Raw genomic sequence first — 18,683 nt, forward strand, 5'->3', positions numbered from 1 at the left:
CGTCCTCCTCAGGTGGCCCGGTAGGCCGTGATCAGCTTCTCCACGGCTGCCCCGTACCGCCCGGTGAGCGAGAGGTGGTCCGCGTCGGCGAAGGGTTTCGCCACCGCCTCCGTGATGACCGCGCCCGCCTTCTGCTGGACGATCAGCCGGGCCTTGGTGACGAGCGCCCGGCCGATCTCGTCCGCACCCTTCTTCTCGGCGGCGTCGGCAGCGACGGCGAGCGCCTTCAGGGTCACCGCGCCTCCCTCCGGCACCTTGGTCAGGGTCGTCAGACCCCAGCCGTAGGGGAACTGCGGGTCGTACGCCGGGTCGCCGACGTTGATCGGCAGCTGCGCCTCGGACTTGGGCCAGGTGACCGGCAGTTGCCCGGTGAAGGGGCGCTTGCCGTACAGCACGTCGGCCACCCCGTCGCCCTCCGTGCCCGGCAGCCAGGAGGCGACCAGGCCGTCGATCTCGCCGAGCCGGTCACCGATCAGCTGGGGACGCCCGGAGACGATCAGCACCACGCACTTCATGGCCGCGCACACCTTGTCCACGGCGGCCCGGTCGGCGGCGGAGAGCTGCAGATCGTGTCCGTTGCCGACGTCACCGACACCCTCGGCGTACGGGGTCTCGCCGACGACGACCACGCCGACGTCGTAGCCGGCCGTGGGCGCGGAGGCGTCCTTGGAGTAGGTGACGTCTCCGTCCTTGCGCATCCCGGCCAGGATCGTCGTGCCCTGGGTGTGGGTGCCGGACGCGCCCTGCCAGGTGACGGTCCAGCCACCGGTCTGGTTGCCGAGGTCGTCGGCGTTGGACCCGGCGACGTAGACCTTCTGGTTCTTCTTCAGGGGCAGCACGCCGTTCGCGTTCTTCAGCAGGACCTGCGACTCGGCGGCCGCCTGCCTCGCGACGGCCCGGTGCGCGGTGGAACCGATCGCCGCGGCGCCGCTCGTGTCGGCGTACGGCTTCTCGAAGAGCCCCAGCCGGAACTTCTGCGTGAGGATGCGCGAGACGGCGTCGTCGATCCGCCGCTCGCTGATGCGGCCGGCCCGCACCTCGGCGACGAGCTGCGCGGTGAAGTCCTTGTACGAGTACGGCACCATCATCATGTCGACGCCGGCGTTGACGGATGTGCGCACGTGGGAGGAGTAGTCGCCGGGGAGCTGGTCGATGGCGTTCCAGTCGCTGATCACGAAGCCGTCGAAGCCCATTCGGCCCTTGAGCACGCCGTTGATCATGTCGGCGCGGGCGTGCATCTTCACCGGGCCCTGTCCGTCGCCGAGGATGTCGAGCGAGGAGTACGAGGGCATGACCGTACCGATGCCACGGTCGACGGCGGTCCGGTACGGCGCCAGGTGGACGGCCTCCAGCTGCTGCCGGGTGACCTTGGTGACGCCCTGGTCGATGGTGTACGTGCCGGTCGTGGACGAGCCGTACTCGGTTCCGCCGTCGCCGACGAAGTGCTTGGCGGTGGCGAGGACCTTGTCGTTGTCCTTCAAGTCCCGCCCGTCCGGACGGCCTTGGAGCCCTTGGATGATCGTCTCCATGGACTCGACGAGGGCCGGGTCCTCGCCGAATGACTCGTAGGAGCGGCCCCAGCGCTCGTCGCGGGAGACGCAGAGGCAGGGGGCGAAGTCCCAGGGGACGCCGGTGGCGCGGACCTCGGACGCGGTCACCGCGCCCGTCTTCTCCGCGAGGTGGGGATCGCGGGTCGCCCCGATGCCGATGTTGTGCGGCATGATCGTGGCGCCGACCAGGTTGTTGTGGCCGTGGACGGCGTCGACTCCGTAGATCAGCGGGATCTGGAAGCGGGTCGCCTGCGCCCGGAGCTGGAACCCGTCGATCATCTTCGCCCAGGCCTCGGGCGTGTTGGGCGTGGGTGTGGAGCCGCCGCCGGACAGGAGCGAGCCGAGGGCGTACGTCGCGATGTCGCCGCCGTCCCCGACGGCCCCGCGCTCGGCCTGGGTCATCTGACCCGCCTTCTCCGCGAGGGACATACGGGAGACGAGGTCGGCGACCCGCTTCCTGACCGGCAACTTGCCGTCCAGGTACGGCAGTCCGTGCGCGTCGATGACGACCTGAGGGGACTCGGCGGGAGGCTTGGCGCCGGCGACCGTGAGCTTGAGCGGGATCGTCTTCGCGGACTCGGCGGACTTGTCGCGCAGGGTCGGTACGTGGATGGTCCGCGTCGCTCCGGAGGCCGTACCGGCGGGGAAGGTGAGGTTTCCGGTGACCGGTGTGTAGTCCTTGCCGGGGTCCGCGGTGCCGCCCGTGGTCTCGTACGTGACGGTCACCGGGTCCGCGACGGGGGCGGAGCCGGTGGTGGCGAGGGTGACCCGGACCGTGGCCGTACCGCCCTCCTTCACCGGGTACACGGCGGCGTCCGTGGTGACGGAGGCGCGCAGGGACTGGTCCGCCTTGCCGTACAACTCGACGTCGTCCATGGCGAATCGGCCCTTGACGCCGACCGGGAGGGTGACGGAGTAGCCCCACATCCGGGTCAGCCCGAGGACGTGGTCGATGCCGCCGACCGGCTGGTAGTCGGTGCGGTAGACGAAGTCGGTGAAGGGGATCTCGACCTGTTTCCAGCCGGTGAAGTCGTCGGTGAAGGAGGTCGTCCAGAGTTCGGAGGCCTCGCCGTTCGCGCCGCCGTCCTTGATCTCGAAGGCGATCTTCTTGTTGTTGTCCTGGCCGTCCCACCAGAAGCGGATGCCCTTGTGGGCGGACCAGTCGTGGGCGGGTTCGTTCGCGGCGAAGTCGTGGGTGAAGCCGCCGTAGCCGCTGATGTCGTAGGTGCCGGTGAGTACTTTTCCGCCCTCGGGGGCGTCGGATCTGGCGGTCAGCTGCAGCGCGGGCGGGTCGTCGCTGTCGCCGCCCCAGGTGAAGATGCCCTCCGCGGGCTGGGAGGCGAAGGGGACCTCGCCCTCGAAGCGGTCGACGGGGACCGGGGGTGGATCGTCGACCGCCCGAGCGACGGCGAGGGGTAACAGGGCGGTGAGCAAGGCGGTGGAGACGAGCAGGGCGGCTCTTCGCATGGCGTTCCCTCAACTCTCTTGTCCCACAAACGACTTAGTTCACCTCGTGAGTTAACGAGTGGCGCAGGAAGCCGTCAAGACGGCCGACAGTCCCGGAACTCACACCAGACCACCTTGCCGGGCTCCCGCCCCCGCACGCCCCAGTCGTCGGACAGCGCGGCGACCAGCAGCAGCCCGCGACCGCGCTCCGACTCCGGCGTGACGTCCGGGGTGCGGATCTCGCCGGGGCCGCTGTCCTGGACCTCGACACGGAGTACGCCGGTGGTGTCGAGCCCCAGATCGAGCCGGAAGCAGCGGCCCGGCGGGACGCCGTGCAGCAGGGCGTTGGTGGCGAGTTCGCTCACGCAGAGCAGTACGTCGTCGCTGCGCCGGGTGAGACCCCAGTCGGCGAGGGTGATGCGGGTGAGATCTCTGGCCACGGCTACTGACCTGCGGTCGCGGGGGTAGAGGGCGGTGCGGGCGTGGAGGAGTTGGGGATGGGTGTTCATGGGGCGACTGTCACAGGGAGTCACTATGGTTGGGCAGTGAGTGAGGTCGTAGTCCTGATTACTACGAGCTCACTACGAGGAATTCCGGTGCGTACGGGGGAAGTGGTTGGCCATGTCGAAGAAGGTCAGTGCGTGGCAGGCGGTGGGTGCGCTGGTGGCGCACTTCCGGAGGGAAAACCGTCTGACTCAGGAGCAGTTCGCCGAGATGGCGAGCATTCACGTCGACACGGTGGGGTCGATCGAGCAAGGGAGGCTGGCTCTCCAGCCGGACCGTGCGGAACAGTTCGACGAACTGCTGGAGACCAAGGGGGCGTTGGCGCTCCTTGTGGCACGAATGCCGGTGCGCGAGAAGGTGGTGCAGTTCGCGCAGTCGTTGGTGGATCACGAGCAAGAGGCAGTGAGCTTCCTGTCGTACGAGACGCAGTTGGTCCCGGGGCTCCTGCAGACCCGGGAATACTGTCGCGCCACCTTCGACTCCCGCTATCCGGCGCTCGGCAGCGAAACGGCCGAACAGTGGGTCGCCGCCCGCATGGAACGGCAGTTGGTCTGGCAGCGGGAACAGCCGCCTGTGGGTCACTTCGTGTTGGAGGAGAGCATCCTGCGGCGACAGGTCGGTGGTCTGGAGGTGATGCGGGATCAGTTCCGCCGGATCCTGGAGTACACCGAGCCGGTGCACATGAGCTTCCAGATCATGCCCATGGACCGGATGCCCCACGCCGGTCTCGCGGGGCCGATGAGGCTGCTGGAGACCCCCGACAACCAGCGCCTTGTCTATCTGGAAGTGCAGCGGGCCAGTTTCCTGGTAGACGATCCCGACGAGGTCAGGGACTATCACCACAAGTATGGAATGCTGCGGTCACAGGCCCTCTCTCCCGACGAGAGCGTGCGCTACTTGCATGAGTTGCTAGGAGACCGATGAGCACCGCACTTCACTGGTTCAAGTCCAGCTACAGCAGCAACGAGGGCGGCGACTGCATCGAGGTCGCCACGCAACCCACCGCCGTTCACATCCGCGACTCCAAGAACACCGGCCCCGTCCTCACCGTGGCGCCCGGCGCTTGGGGCGCCTTCGTCGGGCTCGCTCGGCGGGACGGGGACGTGTAGCCGTCTGACCGGCCGGCCTACTCCGCGGGCTCGACTCCGGCCCGCAGCAGTCCGTACGTGTAGGCGTCCTCAAGTGCCTGCCAGGATGCGGCGATCACGTTCTCCGCGACACCGACCGTGGACCACTCGCCGGAGCCGTCGGACGTCGAGATGAGGACCCGGGTCGTGGACTGGGTGCCGTGGACGCCCTCCAGGATGCGGACCTTGTAGTCGACGAGGTCGAGCTTGGCCAGCTGGGGGTAGATCTTCTCCAGCGCCACGCGCAGGGCGCGGTCGAGGGCGTTGACCGGGCCGTTGCCCTCGGCGGTGGCGACGATGCGCTCGCCCTTGGCGTAGAGCTTGACGGTGGCCTCGTTGGCGTGGGTGCCGTCGGGGCGGTCCTCGACGATGGCACGCCAGGACTCGACCTCGAAGTAGCGCAGGGGCTTGCCCTGGACCTCGGCGCGCAGGAGCAGTTCGAAGCTCGCGTCGGCCGCCTCATAGGTGTAGCCCTTGAGCTCGCGCTCCTTGACCCGCTCGACGACCCGGCCGACCAGCTCGCGGTCGCCGCCGAGGTCGACGCCGAGCTCCTTGCCCTTGAGCTCGATCGAGGCACGGCCCGCCATGTCGGACACGAGCATCCGCATGGTGTTGCCGACGCGCTCGGGGTCGATGTGCTGGTACAGGTCCGGGTCGACCTTGATCGCGGAGGCGTGCAGTCCGGCCTTGTGGGCGAAGGCCGAGACACCGACGTACGGCTGGTGCGTGGAGGGGGTGAGGTTCACGACCTCGGCGATGGCGTGCGAGATCCGGGTCATCTCGCGCAGCGCGCCCTCGGGCAGGACCTGCTTGCCGTACTTGAGTTCCAGGGCGGCGACGACCGGGAAGAGGTTGGCGTTGCCGACGCGCTCGCCGTAGCCGTTGGCCGTGCACTGGACGTGGGTGGCGCCCGCGTCGACGGCGGCGAGGGTGTTGGCGACCGCGCAGCCGGTGTCGTCCTGGGCGTGGATGCCGAGCCGGGCGCCGGTGTCGGCGAGGACGGTGGAGACGACGGCCTGGACCTGGGCGGGCAGCATGCCGCCGTTGGTGTCACAGAGGATGACGACGGACGCGCCGGCCTCCGACGCGGCCCGTACGACGGCCTTCGCGTACTCGGGGTTGGCGCGGTAGCCGTCGAAGAAGTGCTCGCAGTCGACGAAGACCCGGCGGCCCTGCTCACGCAGGTACGACACCGTGTCGCGGACCATCTCCAGGTTCTCGTCCAGCGTGGTGCGCAGCGCCAGTTCCACATGCCGGTCGTGGGACTTCGCGACCAGGGTGATCACCTCGGCGCCCGAGTCCAGGAGCGCCTTGACCTGCGGGTCCTCGCTCGCCTTGGCGCCCGCGCGGCGGGTGGCACCGAAGGCGACGAGCTGGGCGTGCCGGAAGTCGATCTCCTGCCGGGCACGGGCGAAGAACTCGGTGTCCCGCGGGTTGGCGCCGGGCCAGCCGCCCTCGATGAAGCCCACGCCGAAGTCGTCCAGGTGCCGTGCGATGGCCAGCTTGTCCGCGACGGTGAGGTTGATTCCCTCGCGCTGCGCGCCGTCGCGCAAGGTGGTGTCGAAGACGTGGAACGAATCGTCGAGCTCGCTGGTTGCGGTCATGGTGTTCAAGGCTCCTGCTGTTGGATCCCGTCGGATCACGGTCGTTACCGGAATGACCGGCTCCACCGTCCCCAATGATCCCTCGCGCTTTGCTCCCGGCTGAAGGTGGGCCAGAAAAGCGAAAAACCTCTCGCGGGTGCGAGAGGTCTGCGCGCGGGTCGAGGACGACGGTGTCCACCCGTACCTGGTCGTACGTGGCGGTCACTGCGGACCGGCGCGCCTGCTGCCAATAATCATGGCGAACGAGAGCACGGGGGCAGTCTGGCACAACCCGCCCCCGTGTTCACTGTCCGTCTCAGGATGCGAGCACTGTGCTGATCACGGCAGGCGTCGTACGAAGCCGTCGTAGAAGCCGTTGGTGTCGCCCGCGACGAGTTGGCTCGACTCGCTGCCGAGGCCGATGCGGTGGGCGCCCGCGCTCACCGCGTAGACGGCGACGGACGCGTCCGTGACTGGTCCGCCCGCGACGGACTCGCTGACCAGCCGGGTGGAGCCGGTGCGCAGGTCGCGGAGGTAGACGTTGTCGGGCCCGAGGCGGCCGCCGGCCGGCCGCGGCTGCGCCTGATAGGTCACGTAGCGGCCGTCCGGGCTGAGCACGGGCTCGCTGATCCCGTCCTCGCCCGCGGGGCCGGCCTTGACCCGGCGGGTGACGTCCTGGCGCAGGTCGCGGACGTAGACCGTGGAGCCGGTGCCGGGGTCCTCGCCCGGGACCAGTTCCTCGTCGCCCCAGTAGGAGAAGGCGATGGTGCGGCCGTCCGCGGAGAGCGAGGCGGGCAGCGCGTACCGCTGGGCAGGGGTGCCGTCCGGCTTGACGTTGACCTGTTCCTCGGTGCCGGTGCGGCGGTCGTGCACCCAGGTGCGGCCGTAGGAGCTGCGCGGCACCAGCTGGGTGTACGCCACATAGCGGCCGTTGTCGCTCAGGCCCTGCAGCAGGGAGGGGTTGTCCGGGCGGTCCCGGTTGCTGATCCGCTCCACGGTTCCGGTACGGCGGTCGAGGAGGTAGACGATCCCGAAGAGGTCGCGGGGGTTGGTCTCCATCCGGTCGGCCTTGGCGTTGAAGGCGATGTAGCGGGCGTTCGGTGTCATCGTGGCGTTGCCGGTGAAGGCGGAGCCCCCGTCGAGGGCGACGCTGATCCGCTCGGTGCGGCCGGTGCGGCGGTCGTGCAGATAGATGTCCTGGGCCGCCTCGTTCGTGGGCGGGTGGTCCCAGTGGACCAGGTTTCTGGCGTTGGAGCTGAACAGCACGTACCGGCCGTCGGCGCTGATGGCCCGCGCCTCCGAATCGCCGCCGGCCGCCTGGGCGCCGTCCGAGGCGACATCGACCCGCTCGACCGTCCCCTTGCGCAGGTCGCGCACGAAGACGTCCGCGCTGCGGTTGGTGTCGCCGGGCACCAGATTGGAGGCGTACGCCGTGAAGAGAGCGAACCGGCCGTCCGCGCTGAACTGCGGTCCGTACGCGTTCGCGTCGGCCTGCTCCCCCGTCGCCGACAGCGTGACCCGCTCGGTCGCGGGCCTGGCAGCCGCTGCCCCGGACGAGGAGGTCGCCGTCAACGCGACCATGGCTCCCGCGACCACCGCGACGGACATCCCCCGCATGACTCTGAGCACGATTCCCCCTGTGTTCCCCGTTGTGTTCCCCGTGTGACGCTTGTCCCCGGCCCAGCGCCAAGGGCTCCTTTCGAGGCAAACGCACCACACGGCACAGCGTCAATCCCCCGAATTGAGTACAACCGGGGCACAGGCTCAGACGTCCGCGAGCAGGCTCTCGTCCAGGAACTCCCGTACGTGGCCGAGAACTTGCGTCCGGTCCGTCCCGCGCAGCCCGATCGCCACATGAATGGAGAAGCCGTCCAGCAGGGCCCGCAGCCGGGTCGCGTAACGCTCGGGGTCGACGCGGCGGAACTCCCCGCGCGACACCCCCTCCGCGATCAGCGCCACCAGGTCGCGGTGCCAGACGCCCTCGATGGCGGCCTGCCGGTCGCGGGCGTCCTCGTCGGCGTTCTGCGAACGGTTCCAGACCTCGAGCCAGAGGGTCCAGTGCGGGTCGCGGTGGCCGTCGGGGACATACAGGTCGACGTAGGCGTCGAGCCGCTCGCGGGCCGTGCCGCCGCGCGCCAGCAGCCGTCCCCGCGCGGCGCCCAGCCGGCCCTCGCTCCACTCCAGGGCCTGCAGCAGCAGCTCGTCCTTGGTGCGGAAGTAGTAGAGGAGGTGCCCGCTGCTCATCCCGACCTCGCGACCGAGCGCCGCCATGGTGAGCTTCTCCAGACCGCGCTCGGCGATCATCTCCATCGCGGCCGCCAGGACGTCCTCGCGGGGCGGGGCGGGGGTGCGTCGGCGGGTGGTCACGGGGCCGCCTCCACGCGCACGGCATCCGGGACGAGCCGTGTCTCGTAGCGGCTGCAGCAGTCGGCGGCCACGATGGCCACCTCGGCCCCGCACCCGCAGACGTGGTTGACCCCGTCCTCCCCGGTCGGACCGCAGCAGCCGATGAGGCGCCGGTAGTCGGAGTGGGGCGCGATGCCCAGGACGTCGTCCGGGTGCAGGACATACGTGCCGCGCGGCCCGGCGGAGACCAGGGCGCCCCGCTCGTCGGACATCCACTTGCCGCCGGGCACCACCCCGTCGTACTCCTGCGCGGGGTCGGCCGGTACGAACGGCGCCCCGAAGGGCAGCGGGTCGACGACGTAGGTCCCGCGGGGGACGCTCGGCGGGCCGTGCCGCCTGCCGTCGGGGCCCGGGAGCCCGTCCCAGCCGGGGTACTCGGGCATCTCGTCCAGTTGCCGGACGGGCTCGGTCAGCCGGCTTCCGCAGGCGGCGCAGATCAGCACGTTCACCCGTACGTTCTACCTGACGGTCCTGCCCCGCGGGCCGTCAGCGGACCTTCGGCTGCTGCTGGGTGATGCAGTGGATGCCGCCGCCGCCCGCGAAGATGGTCCGGGCGTCCACCAGGGTCACCGTCCGCTCCGGGAAGAGCCGGCGGAAGATCCCGGCGGCGATCTCGTCGCGCGGGTCGTCGAAGCCGCAGAGCACGACGCCGCCGTTGCAGAGGTAGTGGTTGATGTAGGAGTAGTCGGCCCAGTGCCCGTCGGCCTCCAGCACGGTGGGCGCCGGGACCTCGACGACCTCCAGGCTGCGGCCCCGCGCGTCCGTCTGCGCCCTCAGCAGCCCGATGACCTCCTTCGTCACCTCGTGGTCCGGGTGCGCCGGGTCCGGCTGCGCGTGCGCGACCACGACACCGGGGCGCGCGAACGCGGCGACGATGTCGACATGGCCGAGGGTGCCGAAGCCGTGCGGGGGGTAGTCGCCGGTGAGGCCGCGGGGCAGCCAGATCGCCTTGCGGGTGCCGAGCTGGGCGTGGATCTCCGCCTCGACCTGCTGCTTCGTCCAGTCCGGGTTGCGCTCGGGGCCGAGCTGCACGGTCTCTATGAGCAGGACCGTCCCCTCGCCGTCGACGTGGATCGCACCGCCCTCGTTGACCAGCTTCGAGGCGTACGTCCTCGCGCCCGCGAGGTCCGAGACATACGCGGCGATCTTCGCGTCGTGCTCCCAGCGGGCCCAGCCCTGGGCGCCCCAGCCGTTGAACGTCCAGTCCACGGCGGCGAGTTCACGTCCGTTCGTGAGGAACGTGGGCCCGATGTCCCGCATCCACGCGTCGTCCAGCTCACGCTCGACCGTGTCGACGTCCGGGCCCAGCAGCGCCTGCGCGTGCGCCGACTGCCCCGGCCCGCACACCACCGTCACCGGCTCGAAGCGGCGGACCGCACGGGCGACCGACGCCCAGGCGGCGCGCGAGGCGGCGAGGTCCTCCGGATCGTCGAAGGTCGTGTTGGGCCCCGGCCACGCCATCCAGGTGCGCTCGTGCGGGGCCCATTCGGCGGGCATGCGGAAGCCGTCGGCAGTAGCAGCCATGGAGGCAGTCCTTTTCAAAAGTGTGTCACTTTTCGCGGAAGTGTCACAGAAAGTAGAGGCGGTTCAGGGAGACGGAGTCGGCCGGCTGCGAGCGGACCGGCTCTCCGTCGAGGGTGACCAGACCGGTCCGCTGGTCGACGTCCACCGCTCCGGTACGGGAGTTGAGCCGCAGGTCGGCCGGTCCGATGCCGCGGGTGCCGCGCACGGCGACCCTTCTGCGCCGGGTCGGCATGGTGTCGTTGCCCTGGTCCAGGGCGGCCTGCGCGACGAAGGCGACGGAGATCTCGGCGGGCGTCGCCCCGTGCGCCCCGAACTGCGGTCCGAGGACCAGCGGTTCACAGGTGTCCGTCGCCGCGTTCGGGTCGCCGACCACGCCGTACGCCGGGAAGCCGGACTTGAGGACGAGCTGCGGCTTCGCCCCGAAGTACTCCGGCCGCCACAGCACGATGTCGGCGAGCTTGCCCACCTCGATCGACCCGACCTCGTGCGAGAGCCCGTGGGCGATCGCCGGGTTGATGGTCAGCTTGGCCATGTAGCGCAGGACGCGCTCGTTGTCGTGCTCCTCCGGGGCGCCGAACTCGGCCTTCATCTTCCCGGCCATGGCGAAGGTACGGCGGACGGTCTCGCCGGCCCGGCCCATGCCCTGCGCGTCGGACGAGGTGATGCCGATGGCGCCCAGGTCGTGCAGCACGTCCTCGGCGCCCATGGTCCCGGCGCGGATGCGGTCACGGGCCATGGCGGCGTCGCCCGGCAGGTCCGTCTTCAGGTCGTGGACGGAGACGATCATGCCGTAGTGCTCGGCGACGGCGTCCCGCCCGAAGGGGAGGGTCGGGTTGGTGGAGGAGCCGATGACGTTCGGGACACCCGCCATCTTCAGGACGTTCGGGACGTGCCCGCCGCCGCACCCCTCGATGTGGAAGGCGTGGATGGTCCGGCCCTCCAGCACCCGCAGGGTGTCCTCCACCGACAGGCACTCGTTCAACCCGTCGCTGTGCAGGGCCACTTGGACGTCGTGCTCCTCGGCGACGCGCAAGGCCGTGTCCAGGGCGCGCGTATGGGCGCCCATGTCCTCGTGCACCTTGAAGCCGCTCGCGCCGCCCTCGGCCAACGCCTCCACCAGGGGCGCGGAGTGCGAGGACGAACCGCGCCCCAGGAAGCCGATGTTGACCGGCCAGGCGTCGAAGGCGTTGAAGGCGTGCCGCAGCGCCCACGGCGAGTTGACGCCGACCCCCCACACGGGCCCGAACTCCTGCCCGATGATCGTGGTCACGCCGGACGCCAGCGAGGCCTCCATGATCCGCGGCGACAGCAGATGGACGTGCGTGTCCACGGCACCGGCGGTGGCGATGAGCCCCTCACCGGACACGATCGAGGTGCCCGTGCCGACGACGACGTCGACCCCGTCGAGGGTGTCGGGGTTCCCGGCGCGCCCGATCGAGCAGATCCGTCCCTCCCGGATGCCGATCGACACCTTCCGGATCCCCTGCACGGCATCGATCACCACCACATTGCTGATGACGACGTCACAGGTCTCCCGGACGGCCGCCGCCTTGAGGTGCAGCCCGTCGCGGGCGGTCTTGCCGAAGCCGGCGAGGAACTCGTCGCCGTACCGCTGGGAATCGGACTCCACGCGGACGGTCAGCCCGGAGTCGCCGAGCCGGACCCGGTCGCCGGCGCGGGGCCCGTGGGTGGCGGCATAGGCCCGGGGGTCGATGCTCGCGTAGGAATCGTTGCTCATCGGTCTGCTCCCAGATATCCGCAGGCGGCGGCCCTGCGCAGGGCCTCTTCCTTCGCCCCCGGCGCGTCCAGCGCCCCGTCGACGAGCCCCGCGAACCCGATCGCGACCCGATCGCCCCCGATCGGCACCAGCCCGACCTCGACGCTCTCCCCCGGCCCGAACCGCACCGACGACCCGGCGGGCACGGCGAGCCGCATCCCATAGGCCTGTTCGCGTACGAAGTCGAGGCGCGGGTTGGCCTCGAAGAAGTGGAAGTGGGAGGTGACCGAGACGGGCACGGTGGCGGTGTTGGTCACCGTCAGCCGCACGGCCGCCTCGGGCTCGGCATGCTCGGGCCCGGGCAGCAGCGCGCCCGGCGCCTGCTCCCCCAGCCCGCCCCCGCCGATCGGATCGCTCACCACCGCGAGCCGCGAACCGTCGTCGAAGACGGCCTCGACATGCACCTCGGTGACGACGTCCGCGACACCGGGCAGCACATCGTCCGGGCCGAGGACGGACCGGGCGCGCTCGATGGCCTCGGCGAGCCGGGCGCCGTCGCGGGCGGCCTCGCAGACGGTGTCCGCTATGAGCGCGGTGGCCTCGGGCACGTTGAGCCGAAGGCCCCGGGCGCGCCGCGCCCGGGCCAGCTCGGCGGCCCCGAAGAGCAGCAGCCGGTCGCGTTCGGTCGGTGTCAGCCGCATATCCATCCCTCCATTTAGAGCGACACTCTAAACGCGGGGTTGCCAAGGGGGAAGGTCTTGACGCCTACAGCGTCACGGGTCACATTGAGTGCCGCTCTAACCGCCGCTCACCAACCGAAAGGGCCGCCATGCCGATCTCGATAGAACAGCGCGGAGTGGACACCATCCCCGAAGAGGAACGCACCAGCGGGCCCCGCGACCTCGTCTCGATCCTGCTGGGCTCCAACCTCTGTCTGGGCGTGATCATCTTCGGCTGGCTGCCGCCGTCGTTCGGCCTGGACTGGTGGTCGTCGCTGAGCTCGATCGTGGTCGGCACCGTGGCGGGCACGGCCCTGACGGCGCCCCTGGCCCTGATCTCGCTGCGCACCGCGACGAACCTCTCCACCTCCTCCGGCGCCCAGTTCGGCGTGCGCGGGCGGCTGGTCGGCTCGGTGGTCGGTCTGCTCCTCGCCCTCGGCTACACGGCGCTGACCGTGTGGATCGGCGGGGACGTGATGGTCGGCGTGCTCAGGCGGCTGTTCGGGCTGCCGGTGGACGGAGTGGCGTACGCCCTGGTCTACGCCGTCCTCGCCGGGGCGACGGTCGCCGGCGCCGTGTACGGGTACCGGGTGCTGCTGGCCATGTCCCGGGTCCTGGCGATCGGCATGACGGCGCTGCTGGCACTGGGCGTCATCGCCTACGCCCCGCACTTCAGCACCTCGGCGATCCCGGAGACGGGCGGCTATCTGCTGGGCGGCTACTGGCCGACCTGGTTCCTGGCGACGGTGGCCGCGGGACTGTCCGGCCCGATCGCCTTCATCACCCTGCTCGGCGACTACACCCGCTACATCTCCCCGGCCCGCCACTCCTCCCGCCGGGTCCTGCACGCGACCTGGCTCGGCCTGATCCTGGGCCTGCTGGTCCCCCAGCTCTTCGGCACCTTCACGGCGTACGCGGCCCGCGCGGCGGCGGACTACGCGGGCCCGCTGGTGACGGCGTCCCCCGCCTGGTACCTGATCCCGCTCCTGCTCTCCGCCTCCGCGGGCTCGGTCGGCAACGCGGGTCTGATGCTGTACTCCATGGGCCTCGACCTGGACGCGATCCTGCCGCGGGCGTCCCGCGCCCGGGCCACCTACACCGTCGCGATCGTCGCCACGGCCTGCGTCTTCATCGGCCACTACACCTGGAACGCCCAGTCCGCGATGACGTCCTTCGTCCTCCTCCTGACGGCCATCGGCACCCCGTGGGCGGTCATCACCCTGATCGGCTTCGTGCGCTGCCGCGGGGTGTACGACGCTGACGCCCTGCAGGTCTTCAACCGCCGCGCCCGGGGCGGGATCTACTGGTACCGGGCGGGCTGGAACGTGCGCGCGACGGTGTCCTGGGCGGTGGGCGCCGGGTGCGGCCTGCTGGGGGTGTCACTGCCGTCGTACCAGGGCCCACTGCTGTCGCTGACGGGCGGGGTGGACTGCAGCTTCGTGCTGTCGGGGCTGGTGGGCGGCGTGACGTACTCGGTGCTGCATCCGAGGGTGCTTTTCAAGCCCCGGCCGGCCACCCCAGCCCGTCCGGCGTTTGAGGACGAGGCCGTTCAGGCCGAAACGGGGGGCCTGGGGGGCAGAGCCCCCCAGTAGGGCCCCTAGGCGAGAGGGTGCATCCAACCGTGCTTGTCCTCGGCCGTCCCACGCTGGATGTTCAGCAGCGCCTCACGAAGGCGGAGCGTCACCTCGCCCGGCTCGCCACCCGCCTGCTGCCACTCGGCGCTCTCGCGCTTGACGGTGCCGACCGGGGTGATCACGGCGGCGGTACCGCAGGCGAAGACCTCGGTCAGCGTGCCGTTCTCGGCGTCGCGCTGCCACTGGTCGATGGAGACGCGGCCCTCCTCGGACTCGTAGCCGAGGTCGCGGGCGACGGTCAGGAGCGAGTCACGCGTGACGCCCTCCAGGATGGAGCCCGTCAGCGAGGGCGTGATGATCTTGTCTCCGTACACGAAGTACAGGTTCATGCCGCCGAGTTCCTCGACCCACTTGTGCTCGACCGCGTCGAGGTAGCAGACCTGGTCGCAGCCCTTGGCGGCGGCCTCGGCCTGGGCGAGCAGGGAGGCCGCGTAGTTGCCGCCCGTCTTCGCGTCACCCATGCCGCCGGGGACGGCGCGGACGCGGTCCTCGGAGAGCCAGATGGAGACCGGCCTGACGCCGCCGGGGAAGTAGGCACCGGCCGGGGAGGCGATGACCAGGAAGAGGTACTCGTTGGCGGGCTTCACGCCCAGGCCGACCTCGGTCGCGATCATGAACGGGCGCAGATAGAGGGACTCCTCGCCGCCGTGCGCGGGCACCCATGCCTTGTCCTGCTGGACGAGGACGTCACAGGCCTCGATGAACGTCTCGACCGGAAGCTCGGGCATGCCGAGGCGGTGCGCCGAGCGCTGGAAGCGGCGGGCGTTCATCTCGGGGCGGAAGGTGGCGACCGAGCCGTCCGGGCGGCGGTAGGCCTTGAGGCCCTCGAAGATCTCCTGGGCGTAGTGCAGGGTCATGTTCGCCGGGTCGAGCGAGAGCGGGCCGTACGGGACGAGCTGGCCGTCGTGCCAGCCGCGGCCCTCGGTCCACTTGATCGTCACCATGTGGTCGGTGAAGTGGCGGCCGAACCCGGGGTTCGCCAGGATCGCCTCGCGCTCCGCGTCGGAGAGCGGCGAGGCCGAGGGCTTGAGCTCGATCGTGGGCGTCGTCATGAGTGGTTGTCCTTCACCGGTTGTGTGTGACGGGCCGCGCTCACGTCCGTACGGCCGGTGGCCAGTGCTAGGACGTCCGAGCATTCCCTCAATCCGCGGCTCCGCGTCCGATTATCGCAAGGCGGGGGACCGTGGAAGAAACGGCGTGAAATGCGGCCCAGGGGATGATGGTGGCACCCGGCGGGGACACAGCGGAAGCCGCCGGGTGCTGATGCGACCCGGCGGCTTCGAATGGGGGTCCCCCCGCTCGAGCGAAGTCGAGAGTGGGGGATTCGAGGAGCGCGGGGTCAGCCGGCTACTCGTACGGCCAGCGCGTCACCGATCTCCGACGTGGAGCGCGCGGGCTTGCCGGTGCGCTCCGCGAGGTCGGCGGAGACCGCCTCCTCGATGCGGGCGGCCTCGGCCTCGTAGCCGAGGTGGCGCAGGAGCAGCGCGACGGACAGGACCGTGGCGGAGGGGTCGGCCTTGCCCTGGCCCGCGATGTCGGGAGCCGAACCGTGCACGGGCTCGAACATCGAGGGGAACTCGCCGGACGGGTTGATGTTCCCGCTCGCGGCGACGCCGATGCCGCCGGAGACGGCCGCGGCGAGGTCGGTGATGATGTCGCCGAAGAGGTTGTCGGTGACGATCACGTCGAAGCGCGCCGGGTCGGTGACCAGGTAGATGGTCGCCGCGTCGACGTGGATGTAGTCGGTGGTGACCTCGGGGAACTCCTCGGCCACCTTGTTGAAGATGTTCGTCCACAGGTGACCCGCGAAGGTCAGCACGTTGTTCTTGTGGACCAGCGTGAGCTTCTTGCGGGGGCGGGCCTGGGCGCGGGCGAAGGCGTCGCGGACCACGCGCTCGACACCGAAGGCCGTGTTCACGGAGACCTCGGTGGCGACCTCGTGCTCGGTGCCCTTGCGGATGGTGCCGCCGTTGCCGGTGTACGGGCCCTCGGTGCCCTCGCGGACCACGACGAAGTCGATGCTCGGCTCGCCGGCCAGCGGGGTGGCCACACCCGGCAGGAGCTTCGACGGACGCAGGTTGACGTGGTGGTCGAAGGCGAAGCGGAGCTTGAGCAGGAAGCCGCGCTCCAGGACGCCGGAGGGGACACTCGGGTCGCCGATCGCGCCGAGCAGAATGGCGTCGTGCTTCTTCAGCGCGTCGAGGTCGGCGTCGGTGAGGGTCTCACCGGTGGCGTGGTAGCGCTTGGCTCCGAAGTCGTACTCCTTGGTCTCCAGCTTCACATCCTGCGGAAGGACGGCGGAGAGGACCTTCAGACCTTCGGCCACGACCTCCTGGCCGATGCCGTCACCGGGAATCACTGCGAGATTGATGCTGCGAGACATGTCGGCACCCTACTCCCCGTCCCATGGGATGACACCGGCAGTCCGCCATACGGACATCCGATCGGGCGGCGGCGCCGTTCCGACACCCTCCATTCACCCGTACGCATGGCGGGCGTTGGGATTCGCTGGGAAATTCCCTCTCATGGAGATACCCGACTTCGGCATCCCGCCGCAGCTCGCAAGCCGGATGAGCATGGCCGAGCAGCACGAGTACCTGCGTACGAAGCTGACGCGGCGCCGCACGCTGGTGACGGCGGGCGCGGTGGCGGCGGGCGGGGTGCTGGCCGGCTGCGGCGGCGGACCGGGAGCGCCGGGCACGAGGAGCTCGGCGCCCGCGACCCCGACGGTGCACGGCTCGGTCGTCTCGCCCTTCGGTCGGCATCTGGCCTTCGGCGCCGACCCGAAGTCACAGATGCGGGTCTCCTGGCAGGTCCCGCTGGCGGTGCGGAAGCCATACGTCCGCATCGGCCTCGAGCCCGACGGCCTGAGCCGGAAGATCGAGGCCGAGGTCCGCGATCTGCACACGCCGGGCGTGACGGGCGTGCGTGCGGCGCTGGAGCAGTACTACCTCCACGCTGCCCTGGACGGCCTGCGCCCCGGCACGACGTACTACTACGGCGTGGGCCACGAGGGCTTCGATCCGGCGGATCCGAAGCACCGCTCGACGATCGGCACCTTCCGCACGGCGCCGGCGTCCCCGGAGAAGTTCGTGTTCACGGCCTTCGGTGACCAGGGGGTCAGCCAGGCAGCGGCCGCCAACGACCACGTCATCCTGCGCCAGAAGCCCGCCTTCCACCTGCACGCGGGTGACATCTGCTACGCCGACACCAATGGCCGGGGCGAGAAGTCGGACGGCTACGACCCCGCGTTCTGGGACCTGTTCCTCAAGCAGAACGAGCCGGTGGCGAGGTCGGTGCCGTGGATGGTGACGACCGGCAACCACGACATGGAGGCCTGGTACTCACCGGAGGGCTACGGCGGCCAGCTGGCCCGCTTCTCCCTCCCGGACAGCGGCTTCGACGCGCGCACGGCGCCCGGGGTGTACGCGTTCACGTACGGCAACGTCGGCTTCGTGGCACTGGACGCGAACGACGTCTCGTACGAGATCCCCGCCAACTTCGGCTACAGCGGCGGCAGGCAGACGAAGTGGCTGGACGAGAAGCTGGCCGAGCTGCGGTCGGCGAAGGGCGTCGACTTCGTCGTCGTCTTCTTCCACCACTGCGCCTACTCGACCTCCGCGCACGCCTCCGACGGCGGGGTACGGGCTCAGTGGCTGCCGGTGTTCGCCAGGCACCAGGTGGACCTGGTGATCAACGGCCACAACCATGTCTACGAGCGGACGGACGCCATCAGGAACGGCGGGGTCGGCAGGCCGGTCCCCATCGGCGCGTCGACCGACCCGACACGGGACGGGACCGTGTACGTCACGGCGGGCGGCGGCGGCCGTGATCTGTACGGCTTCCCGGCGGGCGTGAAGGAGAGCTACGAGGGACACGTCACGCACCACGACTCCGTCGACACCTTCCAGTGGACGAAGTCGATGGCCTCCGCGGCGGAGACCGTGGAGTGGTCACGGGTGCGCTACCGGGGCTTCTCGCTGCTCACGGTGGAGGCGGAGAGCGGTGCGAGGCCCACCCTGAAGGTGTCGGCGCTCACGGACAGCGGCGAGCGCATCGATCACTTCGAGGTGCGGCGCGGGGTGTGAGTCCGCGCCGCACCTCATACGGGTGCGGCTCCCGGCTCAGTGGTGATGCCCGGCTCAGTGGCCGGTCGAACCACCGTTGTCCCTGCGGTCCAGGGCGCGCTGGAGGGCGGCTGCGGCGTTCTTGCGGTCGGACTCGCTCGTACGGGAGATGTGACGGACTCGGCGGCGTGCGGTCGTCTCGGCCATGGGAAATCGACTCCTTCGACATCCGGGAGTGCGGAAAGGGGTTACGAGACGCCGGATGGGGCGGGGAGCGGCGCCGCAGGGGTTGCCTGCACGGGGCGCACTCACGACCGCCATTCGCTTGGTCGAGCGAGACGTTCGGCTCCTACAAAAGTAAGCGAGCGGGCCCGGTCTGTCTCCACAATTACTCGGACTTCCTACT

16 protein-coding genes are annotated in these 18,683 nt (G+C 70.2%); 4 read left to right on the plus strand and 12 right to left on the minus strand.

Annotated features, from left to right (window positions below):
* Window positions 1–8: 8 nt before the first annotated feature.
* The gene (locus ACFY1U_RS40370; RefSeq protein WP_390699016.1) at window positions 9–3,017 is read right to left on the minus strand and encodes a carbohydrate binding domain-containing protein; all 3,009 of its coding nucleotides are present in this window, start codon (window positions 3,015–3,017) and stop codon (window positions 9–11) included.
* 74 nt (window positions 3,018–3,091) lie between these two features.
* Complete coding sequence (locus ACFY1U_RS40375; RefSeq protein WP_390699017.1) at window positions 3,092–3,505, minus strand: ATP-binding protein; 414 nt, start codon at window positions 3,503–3,505, stop codon at window positions 3,092–3,094.
* 112 nt (window positions 3,506–3,617) lie between these two features.
* On the opposite strand from ACFY1U_RS40375, the gene ACFY1U_RS40380 reads away from it, so the two are divergent.
* Both ACFY1U_RS40380 and ACFY1U_RS40385 read left to right on the plus strand, forming a co-directional pair.
* Window positions 3,618–4,424, plus strand: coding sequence for a Scr1 family TA system antitoxin-like transcriptional regulator (locus tag ACFY1U_RS40380; protein ID WP_390699018.1), 807 nt, complete (start codon window positions 3,618–3,620; stop codon window positions 4,422–4,424).
* Window positions 4,421–4,609 carry a DUF397 domain-containing protein gene (locus tag ACFY1U_RS40385; RefSeq protein WP_390699019.1) on the plus strand — a complete coding sequence of 63 codons (189 nt, stop codon included), beginning with the start codon at window positions 4,421–4,423 and terminating at the stop codon, window positions 4,607–4,609. Before ACFY1U_RS40380 ends, ACFY1U_RS40385 begins: the two co-directional genes overlap by 4 nt.
* Window positions 4,610–4,626: 17 nt before the next feature.
* Here the strand turns inward: ACFY1U_RS40385 and cimA are convergent, their stop codons facing one another.
* From cimA to ureA, 7 genes are all read right to left on the minus strand, one after another.
* Complete coding sequence (gene cimA, locus ACFY1U_RS40390; protein ID WP_390699020.1) at window positions 4,627–6,231, minus strand: citramalate synthase; 1,605 nt, start codon at window positions 6,229–6,231, stop codon at window positions 4,627–4,629.
* Between the two features lie 318 nt (window positions 6,232–6,549).
* Entirely contained in the window at window positions 6,550–7,839 is a 1,290-nt protein-coding gene (locus ACFY1U_RS40395; protein WP_390699021.1) for a TolB family protein, read from the minus strand.
* A 135-nt stretch (window positions 7,840–7,974) separates the two neighbouring features.
* Entirely contained in the window at window positions 7,975–8,520 is a 546-nt protein-coding gene (locus ACFY1U_RS40400) for a TetR/AcrR family transcriptional regulator (RefSeq protein ID WP_390699129.1), read from the minus strand.
* A 53-nt stretch (window positions 8,521–8,573) separates the two neighbouring features.
* Window positions 8,574–9,065 (minus strand): hypothetical protein, encoded by a 492-nt coding sequence (locus ACFY1U_RS40405; protein ID WP_390699022.1) that lies wholly within the window; start codon window positions 9,063–9,065, stop codon window positions 8,574–8,576.
* 37 nt (window positions 9,066–9,102) lie between these two features.
* Window positions 9,103–10,140 (minus strand): agmatine/peptidylarginine deiminase, encoded by a 1,038-nt coding sequence (locus tag ACFY1U_RS40410; protein ID WP_390699023.1) that lies wholly within the window; start codon window positions 10,138–10,140, stop codon window positions 9,103–9,105.
* A 43-nt stretch (window positions 10,141–10,183) separates the two neighbouring features.
* Window positions 10,184–11,878: an urease subunit alpha gene (locus ACFY1U_RS40415; RefSeq protein ID WP_390699024.1), complete on the minus strand. Its 1,695-nt coding sequence runs from the start codon at window positions 11,876–11,878 to the stop codon at window positions 10,184–10,186.
* The gene (ureA, locus tag ACFY1U_RS40420; protein ID WP_390699025.1) at window positions 11,875–12,558 is read right to left on the minus strand and encodes an urease subunit gamma; all 684 of its coding nucleotides are present in this window, start codon (window positions 12,556–12,558) and stop codon (window positions 11,875–11,877) included. The genes ACFY1U_RS40415 and ureA overlap by 4 nt, the downstream gene beginning before the upstream one ends.
* Window positions 12,559–12,692: 134 nt before the next feature.
* On the opposite strand from ureA, the gene ACFY1U_RS40425 reads away from it, so the two are divergent.
* Entirely contained in the window at window positions 12,693–14,168 is a 1,476-nt protein-coding gene (locus ACFY1U_RS40425; RefSeq protein ID WP_390699130.1) for a cytosine permease, read from the plus strand.
* Between the two features lie 5 nt (window positions 14,169–14,173).
* Here the strand turns inward: ACFY1U_RS40425 and ACFY1U_RS40430 are convergent, their stop codons facing one another.
* Together ACFY1U_RS40430 and ACFY1U_RS40435 are read right to left on the minus strand one after the other, a co-directional pair.
* Complete coding sequence (locus ACFY1U_RS40430) at window positions 14,174–15,262, minus strand: branched-chain amino acid aminotransferase (RefSeq protein WP_390699026.1); 1,089 nt, start codon at window positions 15,260–15,262, stop codon at window positions 14,174–14,176.
* A gap of 287 nt (window positions 15,263–15,549) precedes the next feature.
* Window positions 15,550–16,593: a 3-isopropylmalate dehydrogenase gene (locus ACFY1U_RS40435; RefSeq protein WP_390699027.1), complete on the minus strand. Its 1,044-nt coding sequence runs from the start codon at window positions 16,591–16,593 to the stop codon at window positions 15,550–15,552.
* A 142-nt stretch (window positions 16,594–16,735) separates the two neighbouring features.
* Here ACFY1U_RS40435 and ACFY1U_RS40440 point away from each other — a divergent pair, with 142 nt between their 5' ends.
* The gene (locus ACFY1U_RS40440) at window positions 16,736–18,298 is read left to right on the plus strand and encodes a purple acid phosphatase family protein (protein WP_390699028.1); all 1,563 of its coding nucleotides are present in this window, start codon (window positions 16,736–16,738) and stop codon (window positions 18,296–18,298) included.
* 54 nt (window positions 18,299–18,352) lie between these two features.
* On the opposite strand, the gene ACFY1U_RS40445 is transcribed toward ACFY1U_RS40440, so the two are convergent.
* A complete protein-coding gene (locus ACFY1U_RS40445; RefSeq protein ID WP_107056436.1) occupies window positions 18,353–18,484 on the minus strand; it encodes a hypothetical protein in 132 nt (43 codons plus the stop codon).
* Window positions 18,485–18,683 lie beyond the last annotated feature (199 nt).

Origin of the sequence: Streptomyces sp. NPDC001351, from assembly GCF_042896045.1 — a bacterium.
Lineage (GTDB): Bacteria > Actinomycetota > Actinomycetes > Streptomycetales > Streptomycetaceae > Streptomyces.